Origin of the sequence: Streptomyces albicerus, assembly GCF_008905045.1 — a bacterium.
GTDB lineage: Bacteria > Actinomycetota > Actinomycetes > Streptomycetales > Streptomycetaceae > Streptomyces > Streptomyces albicerus.
Genome location: NZ_VWMY01000140.1, coordinates 1 through 12,210, shown reverse-complemented (window position 1 = coordinate 12,210; position 12,210 = coordinate 1). Strand labels below are relative to the sequence as shown.

General features: G+C 69.5%; 13 protein-coding genes. All 13 read left to right on the top strand.

From position 1 onward, the window contains the following. Positions 1-274 precede the first annotated feature (274 nt). The 13 genes from GAS53_RS53065 to GAS53_RS53010 all read left to right on the top strand — a co-directional run bounded on the left by GAS53_RS53065 (position 275) and on the right by GAS53_RS53010 (position 12,073). Positions 275-1,678 carry a hypothetical protein gene (locus GAS53_RS53065; protein WP_151485007.1) on the top strand — a complete coding sequence of 468 codons (1,404 nt, stop codon included), beginning with the start codon at positions 275-277 and terminating at the stop codon, positions 1,676-1,678. A 158-nt stretch (positions 1,679-1,836) separates the two neighbouring features. After that, positions 1,837-2,406 carry a GNAT family N-acetyltransferase gene (locus GAS53_RS53060; protein WP_151485006.1) on the top strand — a complete coding sequence of 190 codons (570 nt, stop codon included), beginning with the start codon at positions 1,837-1,839 and terminating at the stop codon, positions 2,404-2,406. Positions 2,407-2,532: 126 nt separating this feature from the next. Further along, complete coding sequence (locus GAS53_RS58215; protein WP_309486338.1) at positions 2,533-2,616, top strand: putative leader peptide; 84 nt, start codon at positions 2,533-2,535, stop codon at positions 2,614-2,616. Positions 2,617-2,774: 158 nt separating this feature from the next. After that, complete coding sequence (locus GAS53_RS53055) at positions 2,775-4,466, top strand: nitrite/sulfite reductase (RefSeq protein WP_151485005.1); 1,692 nt, start codon at positions 2,775-2,777, stop codon at positions 4,464-4,466. A 46-nt stretch (positions 4,467-4,512) separates the two neighbouring features. Continuing rightward, positions 4,513-4,692: a hypothetical protein gene (locus tag GAS53_RS53050; protein ID WP_151485004.1), complete on the top strand. Its 180-nt coding sequence runs from the start codon at positions 4,513-4,515 to the stop codon at positions 4,690-4,692. Then, entirely contained in the window at positions 4,689-5,432 is a 744-nt protein-coding gene (locus GAS53_RS53045; protein ID WP_151485003.1) for a phosphoadenylyl-sulfate reductase, read from the top strand. Before GAS53_RS53050 ends, GAS53_RS53045 begins: the two co-directional genes overlap by 4 nt. A gap of 35 nt (positions 5,433-5,467) precedes the next feature. Further along, positions 5,468-6,019, top strand: a complete 552-nt coding sequence (gene cysC / locus GAS53_RS53040; protein ID WP_151485008.1) for an adenylyl-sulfate kinase — start codon at positions 5,468-5,470, stop codon at positions 6,017-6,019. Next, positions 6,016-6,951 (top strand): sulfate adenylyltransferase subunit CysD, encoded by a 936-nt coding sequence (gene cysD, locus GAS53_RS53035; protein ID WP_151485002.1) that lies wholly within the window; start codon positions 6,016-6,018, stop codon positions 6,949-6,951. The genes cysC and cysD overlap by 4 nt, the downstream gene beginning before the upstream one ends. Positions 6,952-6,953: 2 nt before the next feature. Continuing rightward, positions 6,954-8,309, top strand: coding sequence for a sulfate adenylyltransferase subunit 1 (locus GAS53_RS53030; protein WP_151485001.1), 1,356 nt, complete (start codon positions 6,954-6,956; stop codon positions 8,307-8,309). A gap of 205 nt (positions 8,310-8,514) precedes the next feature. Continuing rightward, positions 8,515-9,627 carry an ABC transporter substrate-binding protein gene (locus GAS53_RS53025; protein WP_151485000.1) on the top strand — a complete coding sequence of 371 codons (1,113 nt, stop codon included), beginning with the start codon at positions 8,515-8,517 and terminating at the stop codon, positions 9,625-9,627. A gap of 36 nt (positions 9,628-9,663) precedes the next feature. Next, the gene (locus GAS53_RS53020; protein ID WP_151484999.1) at positions 9,664-10,452 is read left to right on the top strand and encodes an ABC transporter ATP-binding protein; all 789 of its coding nucleotides are present in this window, start codon (positions 9,664-9,666) and stop codon (positions 10,450-10,452) included. After that, positions 10,439-11,329, top strand: a complete 891-nt coding sequence (locus tag GAS53_RS53015) for an ABC transporter permease (RefSeq protein ID WP_151484998.1) — start codon at positions 10,439-10,441, stop codon at positions 11,327-11,329. Before GAS53_RS53020 ends, GAS53_RS53015 begins: the two co-directional genes overlap by 14 nt. 6 nt (positions 11,330-11,335) lie before the next feature. Next, a complete protein-coding gene (locus GAS53_RS53010) occupies positions 11,336-12,073 on the top strand; it encodes a sirohydrochlorin chelatase (RefSeq protein ID WP_151484997.1) in 738 nt (245 codons plus the stop codon). The last annotated feature ends 137 nt before the right edge of the window (positions 12,074-12,210 follow it).

The following is a 12,210-nucleotide window of genomic DNA, read 5'->3' as shown; positions in this document are numbered from 1 at the left end:
GGAGCGGGGGTTCGGGGGCTGGCCCCCGAGACGGGGTCTGGGGCGGAGCCCCAGAAGGATGGGACGGGTAGGGGCGGCGGGGGCGAAACCGGCAGTCCTCGTCACGTGGCGCGAACCTCGTGGGTCAGGTGGCGTGATCCTTACCGATTGCGGGGTATTCGACCGGACTCGCCACCCCCTGACGTACCATCCTTCCCACGGCCCCCCACATCCGCCTCCTCCGGTTCAACCGCCGGATCACAGGAGGCAGTTGGCCGCCAACGCGGGAGGACCTATGACGCAACGAGGCAGACACCGCCGCCGGACGAAGGGGCGTGCCCTGCGGGCCACGCTGTCCGGGACCGCCCTCGCCCTCACCGCCGCCGCGACCATCATCAGCACCTCGCAGGCCGCGGGGAGCGACAATCCAGGACCGCTGACGCCGCTCACCTCGTCGTCCGAGAGGGCCAAGCTCCAGCTGCACGAGAACCTGGTCAGCGAGACGACGCTCAACACGCTCCAGAGCGGAATGGGCGGGAACGTCGGCGTCAACGCCGTCCTCAAGAGCGCCAACCACCCGATGCGCAACAAGGCCGACTGCGCCGCCACCGAGTCGGCGGCGCTGCCCGTCGAGCCGGCCGCCACCCGCGCGTACTGCTGGGACAGCGGGGACGCCACGACACAGAAGTGGCTGCCGCAGTCCGTCACCACCTCCGGGGACGCCGACAACGACGGCAAGTGGGGCACGGACCGCGTCATCCTGGCCGGCTGGACCCACAACGACCACAAGGCTGGCGAACCGGCCGACGACAAGGGCCTCGCCCGGGTCGCCTTCATCGACGCGAACGACCCGAAGAACCTCAAGTACCGCTGGGTCCTGCTTGTCGCCCCGCTGTCCGGCGGCAAGGACTTCGGAGCCGTCCGCTCCCACCTCGGCGGCATGGTCTGGTACCAGGACAAGCTGATCGTCACCGCGAAGAACGGGGCGGACCACAACAACGCCCTGTTCGTCTTCGACATGAACCGCATCCTGCAGGCCGACGTCAACAGCACCGAGGTCGGCAAGGTGGGCGGCGGCTGGTCGGCACACGGCTACCAGTACGTGATGCCGGCCATCGGCTCGTACAACCTCACCGGCGGAGCCTGCACCGCGAGCAACGACAACGCGGTCCCCTGTTTCGGCTCCATCTCCCTGGACCGCACATCCACCCCTGACAGCCTGGTCGCGAACGAGTGGTTCAGCTCCGGCGGCACCGAACCGGCCCGCCTCTGGCGCTACTACTTCAGCACCGCGAGCGACCGCACCGGCCTGCTCGGCAGCAACGCCAGTGACATCGTGAACGCCGACGAGGCGTACGAGACCAAGGCCGTCGGGCTCCAGGGCGTCCTCTCGCACAAACGGAGCGGCGCGAGCAAGGCCGACTGGTACACCGGCTACGCCCCGGGCAGCCGCGACAGACACGGCACGCTCTGGCGGCAGAACGAGAGCACCGCCAAGGCCGCCAAGTGCGGATCGGGCGAGACGTACGCCTGCTGGGGCCAGCACACCGAGTCACTGTCGTACTGGCAGGAGACGGGCGAGCTGTGGACGCTGACCGAGTGGGCGGCGAACAAGGACAACGAGTGGGAGCTGCCAGCGATCCCGGAGCGGGTGCTGTACGCGGTGCCCCTGTCGGCGGTCGACAGCTCGGTGCAGTGATCGGAGTGGTCCGAGTGAGTAATCCAAGTGATCTGCGCGCCCCGAGCCACCTGACCTCGGACGGCACAACGACCTGACCTCGGACGTCAACAGGGCGCCCCGCAGGGAGGCGGGTCCCGTTTTGAAGCGGGGCCCGCCTTCGTGGTTCGCTGGCCCGCATGAGCATCGCTGTGACCACCTGGTCCCTGGAGCAGACCTCTCCGGCCGACCAACTGCCCGCCGCCGCCCCTGACGGCGATGTCCGGATCGTCCGTGCCGAGGTGCCCTCCCCGGAGTTCAGCCGCTTCCTCTACACCTCGGTCGGCGGCGACATCCGATGGACGGACCGGCTCGGCTGGACGTACGAGCAGTGGCAGGAGAACCTGGACCGGCCGGGCGTGGAGACGTGGGTCGCGTACGACCGCGGGACGCCCGCCGGATACGTACAGCTGGACCCGCAGGACGACGGAGTCGTGGAGATCGTCCACTTCGGCCTGATCCCGGCCTTCCGGGGCCGGCGCATCGGCGGCCATCTCCTCTCCCACGGCGTGGCGCGGGCCTGGGACCTGGCCGACCGCTGGCCGGGGCGCGCCGAGACGAAACGCGTCTGGTTGCATACATGCAGCAAGGACGGGGAGCATGCGATGGACAACTATCTGCGTCGCGGCTTCAAGCTCTTCGACACCAAGGTCGAGGAGGAGCCGGACCTGACGGCACCCGGGCCCTGGCCGGGGGCGCGGGTCGGCTGACCTGGCCGGACGGGGCCGGATCCGGCCATGTGACCGACAACACCCTTGTCTCGCATCTCGGGACAAGGGTGTCCGCATCTTGGACGAAGCTGGACTGTGTCCAGATCGCCGTGACACGCTTCCGTCATGTCTGGAACTGGAATTGCCTTGGTGAGTCGGCGGCACGTCGACCTCGGCCGCATGTCCAGCGCCATCTGTCCGGCGAGCTGACGCGCTGTCCATAAGGGCCTCCGGCCCGGCAGCACACGCCGCTTTCCCCCCTTTGTGAACCTTGCGCAATGACGCGCGCGTACTCGCGTATGTGCCCGTATGCGCAGGTCAGAGCCGCTCTCCTGCCTGCCCCCGCAGTCCCGAAGGACGTATCAGCCATGGCCGCCACCCCGCAGAATCCAGCCGCGCCCCGCCGCAAGGTGAGTCGTCACCGCGGCGAGGGTCAGTGGGCCGTGGGTCACTTCACCCCGCTCAACGGCAACGAACAGTTCAAGAAGGATGACGACGGTCTCAATGTGCGGACACGCATTGAGACGATCTACTCCAAGCGGGGCTTCGACTCGATCGACCCCAACGATCTGCGCGGCCGGATGCGCTGGTGGGGCCTCTACACCCAGCGCAAGCCCGGGATCGACGGCGGCAAGACCGCCATCCTGGAGCCGGAGGAGCTGGACGACAAGTACTTCATGCTGCGGGTGCGGATCGACGGCGGACGCCTCACCACCCAGCAGCTGCGGGTCATCGGCGAGATCTCGCAGGAGTTCGCGCGGGGCACCGCCGACCTCACCGACCGGCAGAACGTCCAGTACCACTGGATCCGTATCGAGGACGTCCCGGAGATCTGGGACCGGCTGGAGGCCGTGGGACTGTCCACGACCGAGGCCTGCGGTGACACGCCGCGCGTCATCCTCGGCTCGCCCGTCGCCGGGATCGCCGAGGACGAGATCATCGACGGCACCCCCGCCATCGACGAGATCCACCGCCGGATCATCGGCAACAAGGACTTCTCGAACCTGCCCCGCAAGTTCAAGTCCGCGATCTCCGGCTCCCCGCTCCTCGACGTGGCGCACGAGATCAACGACGTCGCGTTCGTCGGCGTGAACCACCCGGACCACGGCCCCGGCTTCGACCTCTGGGTCGGCGGCGGTCTGTCCACCAACCCGAAGATCGGCCAGCGGCTCGGCGCCTGGGTGCCGCTGGACGAGGTCGCGGACGTCTACGAGGGCGTCATCTCGATCTTCCGCGACTACGGCTACCGTCGGCTGCGCACCCGCGCCCGCCTCAAGTTCCTGGTCGCCGACTGGGGTGTCGAGAAGTTCCGCCAGGTCCTGGAGGACGAGTACCTGAAGCGGAAGCTCGTCGACGGCCCGGCGCCCGACCAGCCGGTCGCCCGCTGGCGCGACCACGTCGGTGTGCACCGGCAGCAGGACGGCCGCTACTACGTCGGCTTCGCGCCGCGCGTGGGCCGGGTGGACGGCGCGACCCTCACGAAGATCGCCGAACTGGCCGAGGAGCATGGCTCGGGTCGTCTCCGTACCACCGTCGAGCAGAAGATGATCGTGCTCGACGTGGAGCAGGACCGGATCGACTCCCTGGTGGAGGGCCTGGAGGCGCTCGACCTGACTGTCCGGCCGTCGACCTTCCGGCGCGGCACGATGGCCTGCACCGGCATCGAGTACTGCAAGCTCGCCATCGTCGAGACCAAGGCGCGCGGTGCCTCCCTGATCGACGAACTCGAGCGCCGCATCCCCGAGTTCGACGAGCCCATCACCATCAACATCAACGGCTGCCCGAACGCCTGCGCCCGTATCCAGGTCGCGGACATCGGTCTCAAGGGCCAGCTGGTCCTGGACGACGAGGGCAACCAGGTCGAGGGCTTCCAGGTCCACCTGGGCGGCGCACTCGGCCTCGAGGCCGGCTTCGGCCGCAAGGTCCGCGGTCTGAAGGTCACCTCGGAGGAACTGCCGGACTACGTCGAGCGCGTGCTGAAGCGTTTCCAGGAGGAGCGCGAGGACGACGAGCGCTTCGCGACGTGGGCTGCGCGGGCTTCTGAGGAGGCTCTCTCGTGACCCGGGCGAGTGCGAACCGAGCCTCAAAAAAGAGGGGGTCGCTGTCATGAGCGAACGTGCGGCGCCCTTCTACTGCCCTTACTGCGGTGACGAGGACCTGCGTCCCAGCGAGCAGGGTCACGGCGCGTGGGAATGCGCGGCTTGCAATCGAGCCTTCCAGTTGAAGTTCCTCGGGCTGCTCGCCCGGGGGGTTCAGCGCACCAACGGTGGAGGGGACGAGATATGACGACCGTTCAGACCGAGTCCGATACCGATACTCAGGCAGATCCGGAAGCCGATCAGGACGCCGAGCTCAAGGCGCTCGCCGAGCAGGCGGGCCGTGATCTGGAGGACGCCTCCGCGCTGGAGATCCTCCAGTGGGCCGTCGACACCTTCGGCAAGCAGTTCTGTGTGACCTCCTCGATGGAGGACGCGGTGGTCGCCCACCTCGCCTCCCGTGCGATGCCCGGCGTGGATGTCGTGTTCCTCGACACCGGCTACCACTTCCCGGAGACCATCGGCACCCGGGACGCGGTCGAGGCCGTGATGGACGTCAACGTCATCACGCTCACGCCGCGCCAGACGGTGGCCGAGCAGGACGCCGAGTACGGGCCGAAGCTGCACGAGCGCAACCCCGACCTGTGCTGCGCGCTGCGGAAGGTCAAGCCCCTCGAGGAGGGGCTCACCAAGTACCGTGCCTGGGCTACGGGCCTGCGCCGCGACGAGTCCCCGACCCGGGCGAACACCCCGGTCGTCGGCTGGGACGAGAAGCGCCGCAAGGTCAAGATCTCGCCGATCGCCCGCTGGACGCAGGACGACGTGGACGCGTACGTGGCCGAGCACGGGGTCCTCACCAACCCGCTGCTCATGGACGGTTACGCCTCCGTGGGCTGCGCCCCCTGCACCCGCCGGGTGCTCGAGGGCGAGGACGCGCGCGCCGGCCGCTGGGCGGGCCGCGCGAAGACCGAGTGCGGGCTGCACGGCTGACCATGGCAGCGATCTCGATGAACTCGACGACTTCGATGAACCAGGAGAACCAAGTGACCGGAGCCACCATCTGGCTCACGGGTCTGCCGAGCGCCGGCAAGACCACCATCGCGTACGAACTGGCCGGACGGCTGCGCGAGGAGGGCCACCGCGTCGAGGTGCTCGACGGCGACGAGATCCGTACGTTCCTGACGGCGGGCCTCGGCTTCAGCCGCGAGGACCGGCACGCGAACGTGCAGCGCATCGGCTTCCTCGCGGACCTGCTGGCCCGTAACGGCGTCAAGACGCTGGTGCCGGTCATCGCTCCGTACACCGACAGCCGTGAGGCGGTGCGCAAGCGCCACCAGGCGAGCGGTGCCGCGTACATCGAGGTGCATGTCGCGACGCCGGTCGAGGTGTGCAGCGAGCGGGACGTGAAGGGCCTGTACGCCAAGCAGGCGGCGGGTGAGATCTCCGGGCTGACCGGGGTCGACGACCCGTACGAGGAGCCCGAGTCGCCCGATCTGCGCCTCGAGTCGCACACCCAGACCGTGCAGGAGTCCGCGGCCGCGCTGCACGCGCTGCTCGCTGAAAGGGGTCTCGCATGACGACCGTCGCCGCTGTCTCCGAGGAGACGGACAACCCGTACGCACTGTCGCACCTGGACGCCCTGGAGTCCGAGGCGGTGCACATCTTCCGCGAGGTGGCGGGCGAGTTCGAGCGGCCGGTGATCCTCTTCTCCGGCGGCAAGGACTCGATCGTCATGCTGCACCTGGCGCTGAAGGCCTTCGCCCCCGCGGCGATCCCCTTCTCGCTGCTGCATGTGGACACCGGGCACAACTTCCCGGAGGTCCTCGAGTACCGCGACCGCACGGTGGAGAAGCATGGGCTGCGGCTGCATGTCGCCTCCGTGCAGGACTACATCGACCGCGGCGCTCTCAAGGAGCGCCCGGACGGGACGCGCAACCCGCTGCAGACCGTGCCGCTGACGGAGAAGATCCAGGCCGAGCGGTTCGACGCGGTGTTCGGCGGCGGGCGGCGGGACGAGGAGAAGGCCCGGGCCAAGGAGCGGGTGTTCTCGCTGCGCGACGAGTTCTCCCAGTGGGACCCGCGCCGTCAGCGCCCCGAGCTGTGGAACCTCTACAACGGCCGGCACGCGCCCGGCGAGCACGTCCGTGTCTTCCCGCTGTCCAACTGGACCGAGCTGGACGTGTGGCAGTACATCGCCCGCGAGGGCATCGAACTCCCGGAGATCTACTTCGCACACGAGCGGGAGGTCTTCAAGCGGGCCGGGATGTGGCTGACCGCCGGTGAGTGGGGCGGTCCCAAGGACGGCGAGACCGTCGAGAAGCGCCTCATCCGCTACCGGACCGTGGGCGACATGTCCTGCACGGGTGCCGTCGACTCGGACGCCACCTCACTGGACGCCGTGATCGCCGAGATCGCCGCCTCCCGGCTCACCGAGCGGGGCGCCACCCGCGCCGACGACAAGATGTCCGAGGCCGCGATGGAAGACCGCAAGCGCGAGGGGTACTTCTAGAGATGACCAGCACCACCGAACCCACCGAGCCTTTGTCGGTCGAGCAGCTGTCCGCGACGACCCTGCTGCGCTTCGCCACCGCGGGATCCGTCGACGACGGCAAGTCCACCCTCGTCGGCCGCCTGCTGCACGACTCCAAGTCGGTCCTCACCGACCAGCTGGAGGCCGTCACGCACGCCTCGCTCAACCGCGGTCAGGACACGCCCGACCTCGCGCTGCTCACCGACGGTCTGCGGGCCGAGCGCGAGCAGGGCATCACCATCGACGTGGCGTATCGATACTTCGCCACGGCCCGGCGCCGGTTCATCCTCGCCGACACCCCCGGCCATGTGCAGTACACCCGCAACATGGTGACGGGTGCCTCCACGGCCGAGCTGACGGTGATCCTCGTGGACGCCCGCAACGGCGTCGTCGAGCAGACCCGCCGGCACGCCGCGATCGCCGCGCTGCTGCGCGTCCCGCACGTCGTGCTCGCCGTCAACAAGATGGACCTCGTCGAGTACAAGGAGTCGGTCTTCGCCGCGATCGCCGAGGAGTTCACGGCGTACGCGTCCGAGCTGGGCGTCCCCGAGATCACCGCGATCCCGATCTCCGCGCTCGCCGGCGACAACGTGGTGGACCCGTCCGCGAACATGGACTGGTACGGCGGTCCGACCTTCCTCGAGCACCTGGAGACGGTCCCGGTCAGCCACGACCTCACGACCTGCCACGCGCGTCTGCCCGTGCAGTACGTGATCCGTCCGCAGACCACCGAGCACCCCGACTACCGGGGGTACGCGGGCCAGATCGCGGCCGGCGCCTTCCGCGTCGGCGAGGCGGTCACCGTGCTGCCCTCCGGGCGTACGTCGCGGATCTCCGGGATCGACCTGCTGGGCGGACCGGTGGACGTGGCCTGGACGACGCAGTCGGTGACCGTCCTGCTGGAGGACGACATCGACATCTCGCGCGGCGACCTGATCGTGCCGACCAAGGACGCGCCCGCGACCACGCAGGACATCGAGGCGACCGTCTGCCACGTCGCCGACGCGCCGCTGACCATCGGCCACCGCGTGCTGCTCAAGCACGGCACCCGCACGGTCAAGGCGATCGTCAAGGACATCCCGTCCCGGCTGACCCTCGACGACCTCTCCCTGCACCCGCACCCGGGCCACCTGGACGCCAACGACATCGGCCGCGTCAAGATCCGTACCGCCGAGCCGCTGCCGGTCGACTCGTACGCCGACTCCCGGCGCACCGGCTCGTTCATCCTGATCGACCCCTCCGACGGCACCACGCTCACCGCGGGCATGGTCGGCGAGTCCTTCGCTTCGCCGGAGCCGGTCAAGACCGAGGCGGACGACGACGGGTGGGACTTCTGACCATGACCACCGACATCTTCTCGACCTTCGCGAAGGAGGGCGGCCGCGTCGGCAGCGGCGCCCTCGGCAGCGGGCAGGGCGGAGTGGCGCGATGTGCGTGATGACGTACGCGCACTGCCGGCGCGCCCCGTACCGACGAAAACCTGCCGACCTCCCGGCCACGACCTGAGACGTGACCGCCGGGCCAACGAGAGGAACCCCTCCCGTGCCTGCCACCCGAAGTAGCCTCCGCCGCGGCCTCGCCGCCCTGGCCGCCCTGCCGCTCCTCGCGCTCGCCGCCACCGCCTGCGGCTACGGCTCGCAGGCCAAGGACGACGACACATCGAACGTCGCCGCCGTGGGCGAGAAGATCGACGGTCTCGACTCCGTCCGGATCGGCTACTTCCCGAACCTGACGCACGCCACCGCGCTCGTGGGCGATCAGCAAGGGCTGCTGCAGAAGGAGCTCGGGGGCACGAAGGCCTCGTACTCCCAGTTCAACGCGGGTCCCGCGGAGATCGAGGCGCTGAACTCCGGGTCGATCGACATCGGCTGGATCGGACCCTCGCCCGCCATCAACGGCTACGCCACGACCGACGGCAAGGGCCTGCGGATCATCGGCGGCTCCGCGTCCGGCGGTGTGAAGCTCGTGGTCAACCCGGACAAGATCACGTCCCTGAAGGACGTCAAGGGCAAGAAGATCGCGACCCCGCAGCTGGGCAACACGCAGGACGTGGCGTTCCTCAACTGGATCGCGGAGCAGGGCTGGAAGGTCGACGCCGAGAGCGGCAAGGGCGATGTGTCCGTGGTCCGCACGGACAACAAGATCACCCCGGACGCCTACAAGTCGGGCTCCGTCGACGGCGCGTGGGTGCCGGAGCCGACCGCGTCCAAGTTGGTCGCCGAGGGCGGCAAGGTCCTCCTCGACGAGGCCGACCTGTGGCCGGACAAGAAGTTCGTGATCACGAACATCGTCGTGTCGCAGAAGTTCCTGAAGGAGCACCCCGACGTCGTCGAGGCCGTGCTGCGCGGCTCGGTGAAGACCAACGCGTGGATCAACGCCAACCCCGACGAGGCCAAGGCCGCCGCGAACGCCAAGCTCAAGGAGCTCGTCGGCAAGCCGCTGCCCGCCGACGTCCTCGACCCGGCGTGGAAGTCGATCCGGTTCACCGACGACCCGCTGGCCGCCACCCTCAACACCGAAGCGGAGCACGCGGTGAAGGCGGGTCTGCTGGAGCAGCCGAAGCTCGACGGCATCTACGACCTCGCACCGCTCAACAAGGTCCTCAAGGCCGAGGGCAGAAGCACCGTCGACGACGCCGGTCTCGGCGTCAAGTAAGCCCGGACAACAACGAGTTCTCAGGAGGTGACGACCATGGCAACCGCCCTCGCCAAGGCCGCCGACGCCGGTACGTCGGTGGAGTACGCCGCACGCATCGAGCATGTCTCGAAGTCCTTCGCCGGCCCCGCCGGGCAGCAGCTCGTCCTGGACGACATCACGCTCGATGTCGCGCCCGGCGAGTTCGTCACCCTCCTGGGGGCCTCGGGCTGCGGCAAGTCGACGCTGCTGAATCTGGTCGCCGGGCTCGACAAGCCGTCCGCGGGCGGCATCAGCACCGACGGCCGCCCGGCCCTGATGTTCCAGGAGCACGCTCTCTTCCCGTGGCTGACCGCGGGCAAGAACATCGAACTCGCCCTGAAGCTGCGGGGCGTGCCGAAGTCGGAGCGCCGCGACAAGGCCGAGGAACTGCTGGAGCTCGTCCGGCTGAAGGGCGCGTACGGCAAGCGGGTGCACGAGCTGTCGGGCGGTATGCGGCAGCGGGTCGCGCTGGCCCGTGCGCTCGCGCAGGACAGCAAGCTGCTGCTGATGGACGAGCCGTTCGCGGCCCTCGACGCCATCACGAGGGACGTGCTGCACGACGAACTGACCCGCATCTGGCGTGAGACGAACCTGTCGGTGCTGTTCGTGACGCACAACGTGCGGGAGGCGGTGCGGCTCGCCGAGCGAGTGGTGCTGCTGTCCTCGCGCCCGGGCCGTATCGCGCGGGAGTGGACGGTCGACATCCCGCAGCCGCGCCGCATCGAGGACGCCGCCGTGGCGGAACTGTCCGTCGAGATCACCGAACAACTGCGTGGGGAGATCCGCCGTCATGGCCAGCACTGAGACCAGCGCCGTCAAGGACGGCAACGATCTCGCCGGACTGGAAGCGGGCCTCGACGCGCTGGAGACCGTCCAGACCAGGCGAGTCCCGTTCCGCAAGACCCTCGTCGAGAAGATCCTGCCGCCGGCCGTCGCCGTACTGCTGGTGCTGGTGGTCTGGCAGATCCTGGTGTGGGCGAAGGTCACGGACAGCTACAAGCTGCCCGCGCCGTCCGCGGTCTGGGACGAGGTCCGCGAGGCGTGGCTCCAGGGCACGCTCCTCGACTACATCTGGACCAGCGTCTCGCGCGGCCTGCTGGGCTTCCTGATGGCCCTGGCCATCGGCACACCCCTGGGTCTGGTGGTGGCGCGCGTGAAGTTCGTACGCGCGGCGATCGGCCCGATCCTGTCCGGGCTGCAGTCGCTGCCGTCGGTGGCGTGGGTGCCGCCGGCCGTCCTCTGGCTCGGCCTGAACGACTCGATGATGTACGCGGTGATCCTGCTCGGCGCGGTCCCGTCCATCGCCAACGGGCTCGTCTCCGGTGTCGACCAGGTGCCGCCGCTGTTCCTGCGGGCGGGCCGCACGCTGGGCGCGACGGGGCTGCGCGGCACCTGGCACATCGTGGTGCCCGCCGCTCTGCCCGGCTACCTCGCGGGCCTGAAGCAGGGCTGGGCGTTCTCGTGGCGTTCGCTGATGGCCGCGGAGATCATCGCGTCCTCGCCCGAACTCGGCATCGGTCTCGGCCAGTTGCTGGAGAACGGCCGCACGGCGAACAGCATGTCCATGGTGTTCCTCGCCATCCTCCTCATCCTGATCGTCGGTATCGCCATCGACCTGCTGATCTTCAGCCCGCTGGAGCGGTGGGTCCTGCGCAGCCGCGGCCTCCTCGTGAAGAGCTGAACTCCCATGCCCCGCCCGGTACTTCTCGTCATCGCCCACGGCAGCCGCGATCCGCGCCATGCCGCGACCGTGCATGCCCTGGTGCGCAAGGTGCGGGCCCTGCGGCCGGGTGTACGCGTGGAGACCGGCTTCCTTGACTTCAACATCCCTTCCGTCTCGGGGGTGTTGGAGTCGCTGGCGGCGGAGGGGGTGCGTGATGTGGTCGCCCTGCCGCTGCTCCTGACGCGGGCCTTCCATGCGAAGGCGGACATTCCGGCGGTACTGAGCGAGGCTCCCGCGCGGCTGCGGATCCGGCAGGCCGAGGTGCTCGGGCCGTCGCCGCTGCTGACGGCCGCGCTCGAACGGCGGTTGTACGAGGCGGGGCTGTCCCCCGCCGACAAGTCCTCGACCGGGGTCGTGCTGGCCTCGGCGGGGTCCACGGATCCGGAGGCGATCGCGGTGATCGCAGCAATCGCGCGGGAGTGGCGGCGCACCGGTTGGTGTGCCGTGCGGCCCGCGTTCGCCTCCGCTTCGCTGCCGCGTACGGAGGATGCCGTCCGGTCGCTGCGGGCGCTCGGGTGCGCGCGGGTCGCTGTCGCCCCGTATGTCCTCGCGCCCGGGTTCCTGCCGGACCGGATCGCGCGGGGGGCGGCCGAGGCGGATGTCCTCGCGGACGTGCTCGGACCGGCGCCCGAGGTCGCGCGGGTCCTGCTCGACCGGTACGACGCGGCACGCGTGCCTTCGCTGACGGCGATCGGCGCGTGATCTCCGGGGCGGCTTTTCTCGCCCCCGCCGCCCCTACCCGTCCCATCCATCTGGGGCTCCGCCCCAGACCCCGTCGGGGGCCAGCCCCCGAACCCCCGCTCCTCAAACGCCGGAGGGGCTGATCTTCAGCCCGTCCG

Bases quoted from the DNA above. Each gene is read 5' to 3' on its own strand.
- GAS53_RS53065 (WP_151485007.1), top strand. From the start codon at position 275: ATGACGCAACGAGGCAGACACCGCCGCCGGACGAAGGGGCGTGCCCTG.
- GAS53_RS53060 (WP_151485006.1), top strand. From the start codon at position 1,837: ATGAGCATCGCTGTGACCACCTGGTCCCTGGAGCAGACCTCTCCGGCC.
- GAS53_RS58215 (WP_309486338.1), top strand. From the start codon at position 2,533: ATGTCTGGAACTGGAATTGCCTTGGTGAGTCGGCGGCACGTCGACCTC.
- GAS53_RS53055 (WP_151485005.1), top strand. From the start codon at position 2,775: ATGGCCGCCACCCCGCAGAATCCAGCCGCGCCCCGCCGCAAGGTGAGT.
- GAS53_RS53050 (WP_151485004.1), top strand. From the start codon at position 4,513: ATGAGCGAACGTGCGGCGCCCTTCTACTGCCCTTACTGCGGTGACGAG.
- GAS53_RS53045 (WP_151485003.1), top strand. From the start codon at position 4,689: ATGACGACCGTTCAGACCGAGTCCGATACCGATACTCAGGCAGATCCG.
- cysC (WP_151485008.1), top strand. From the start codon at position 5,468: ATGAACCAGGAGAACCAAGTGACCGGAGCCACCATCTGGCTCACGGGT.
- cysD (WP_151485002.1), top strand. From the start codon at position 6,016: ATGACGACCGTCGCCGCTGTCTCCGAGGAGACGGACAACCCGTACGCA.
- GAS53_RS53030 (WP_151485001.1), top strand. From the start codon at position 6,954: ATGACCAGCACCACCGAACCCACCGAGCCTTTGTCGGTCGAGCAGCTG.
- GAS53_RS53020 (WP_151484999.1), top strand. From the start codon at position 9,664: ATGGCAACCGCCCTCGCCAAGGCCGCCGACGCCGGTACGTCGGTGGAG.
- GAS53_RS53015 (WP_151484998.1), top strand. From the start codon at position 10,439: ATGGCCAGCACTGAGACCAGCGCCGTCAAGGACGGCAACGATCTCGCC.
- GAS53_RS53010 (WP_151484997.1), top strand. From the start codon at position 11,336: ATGCCCCGCCCGGTACTTCTCGTCATCGCCCACGGCAGCCGCGATCCG.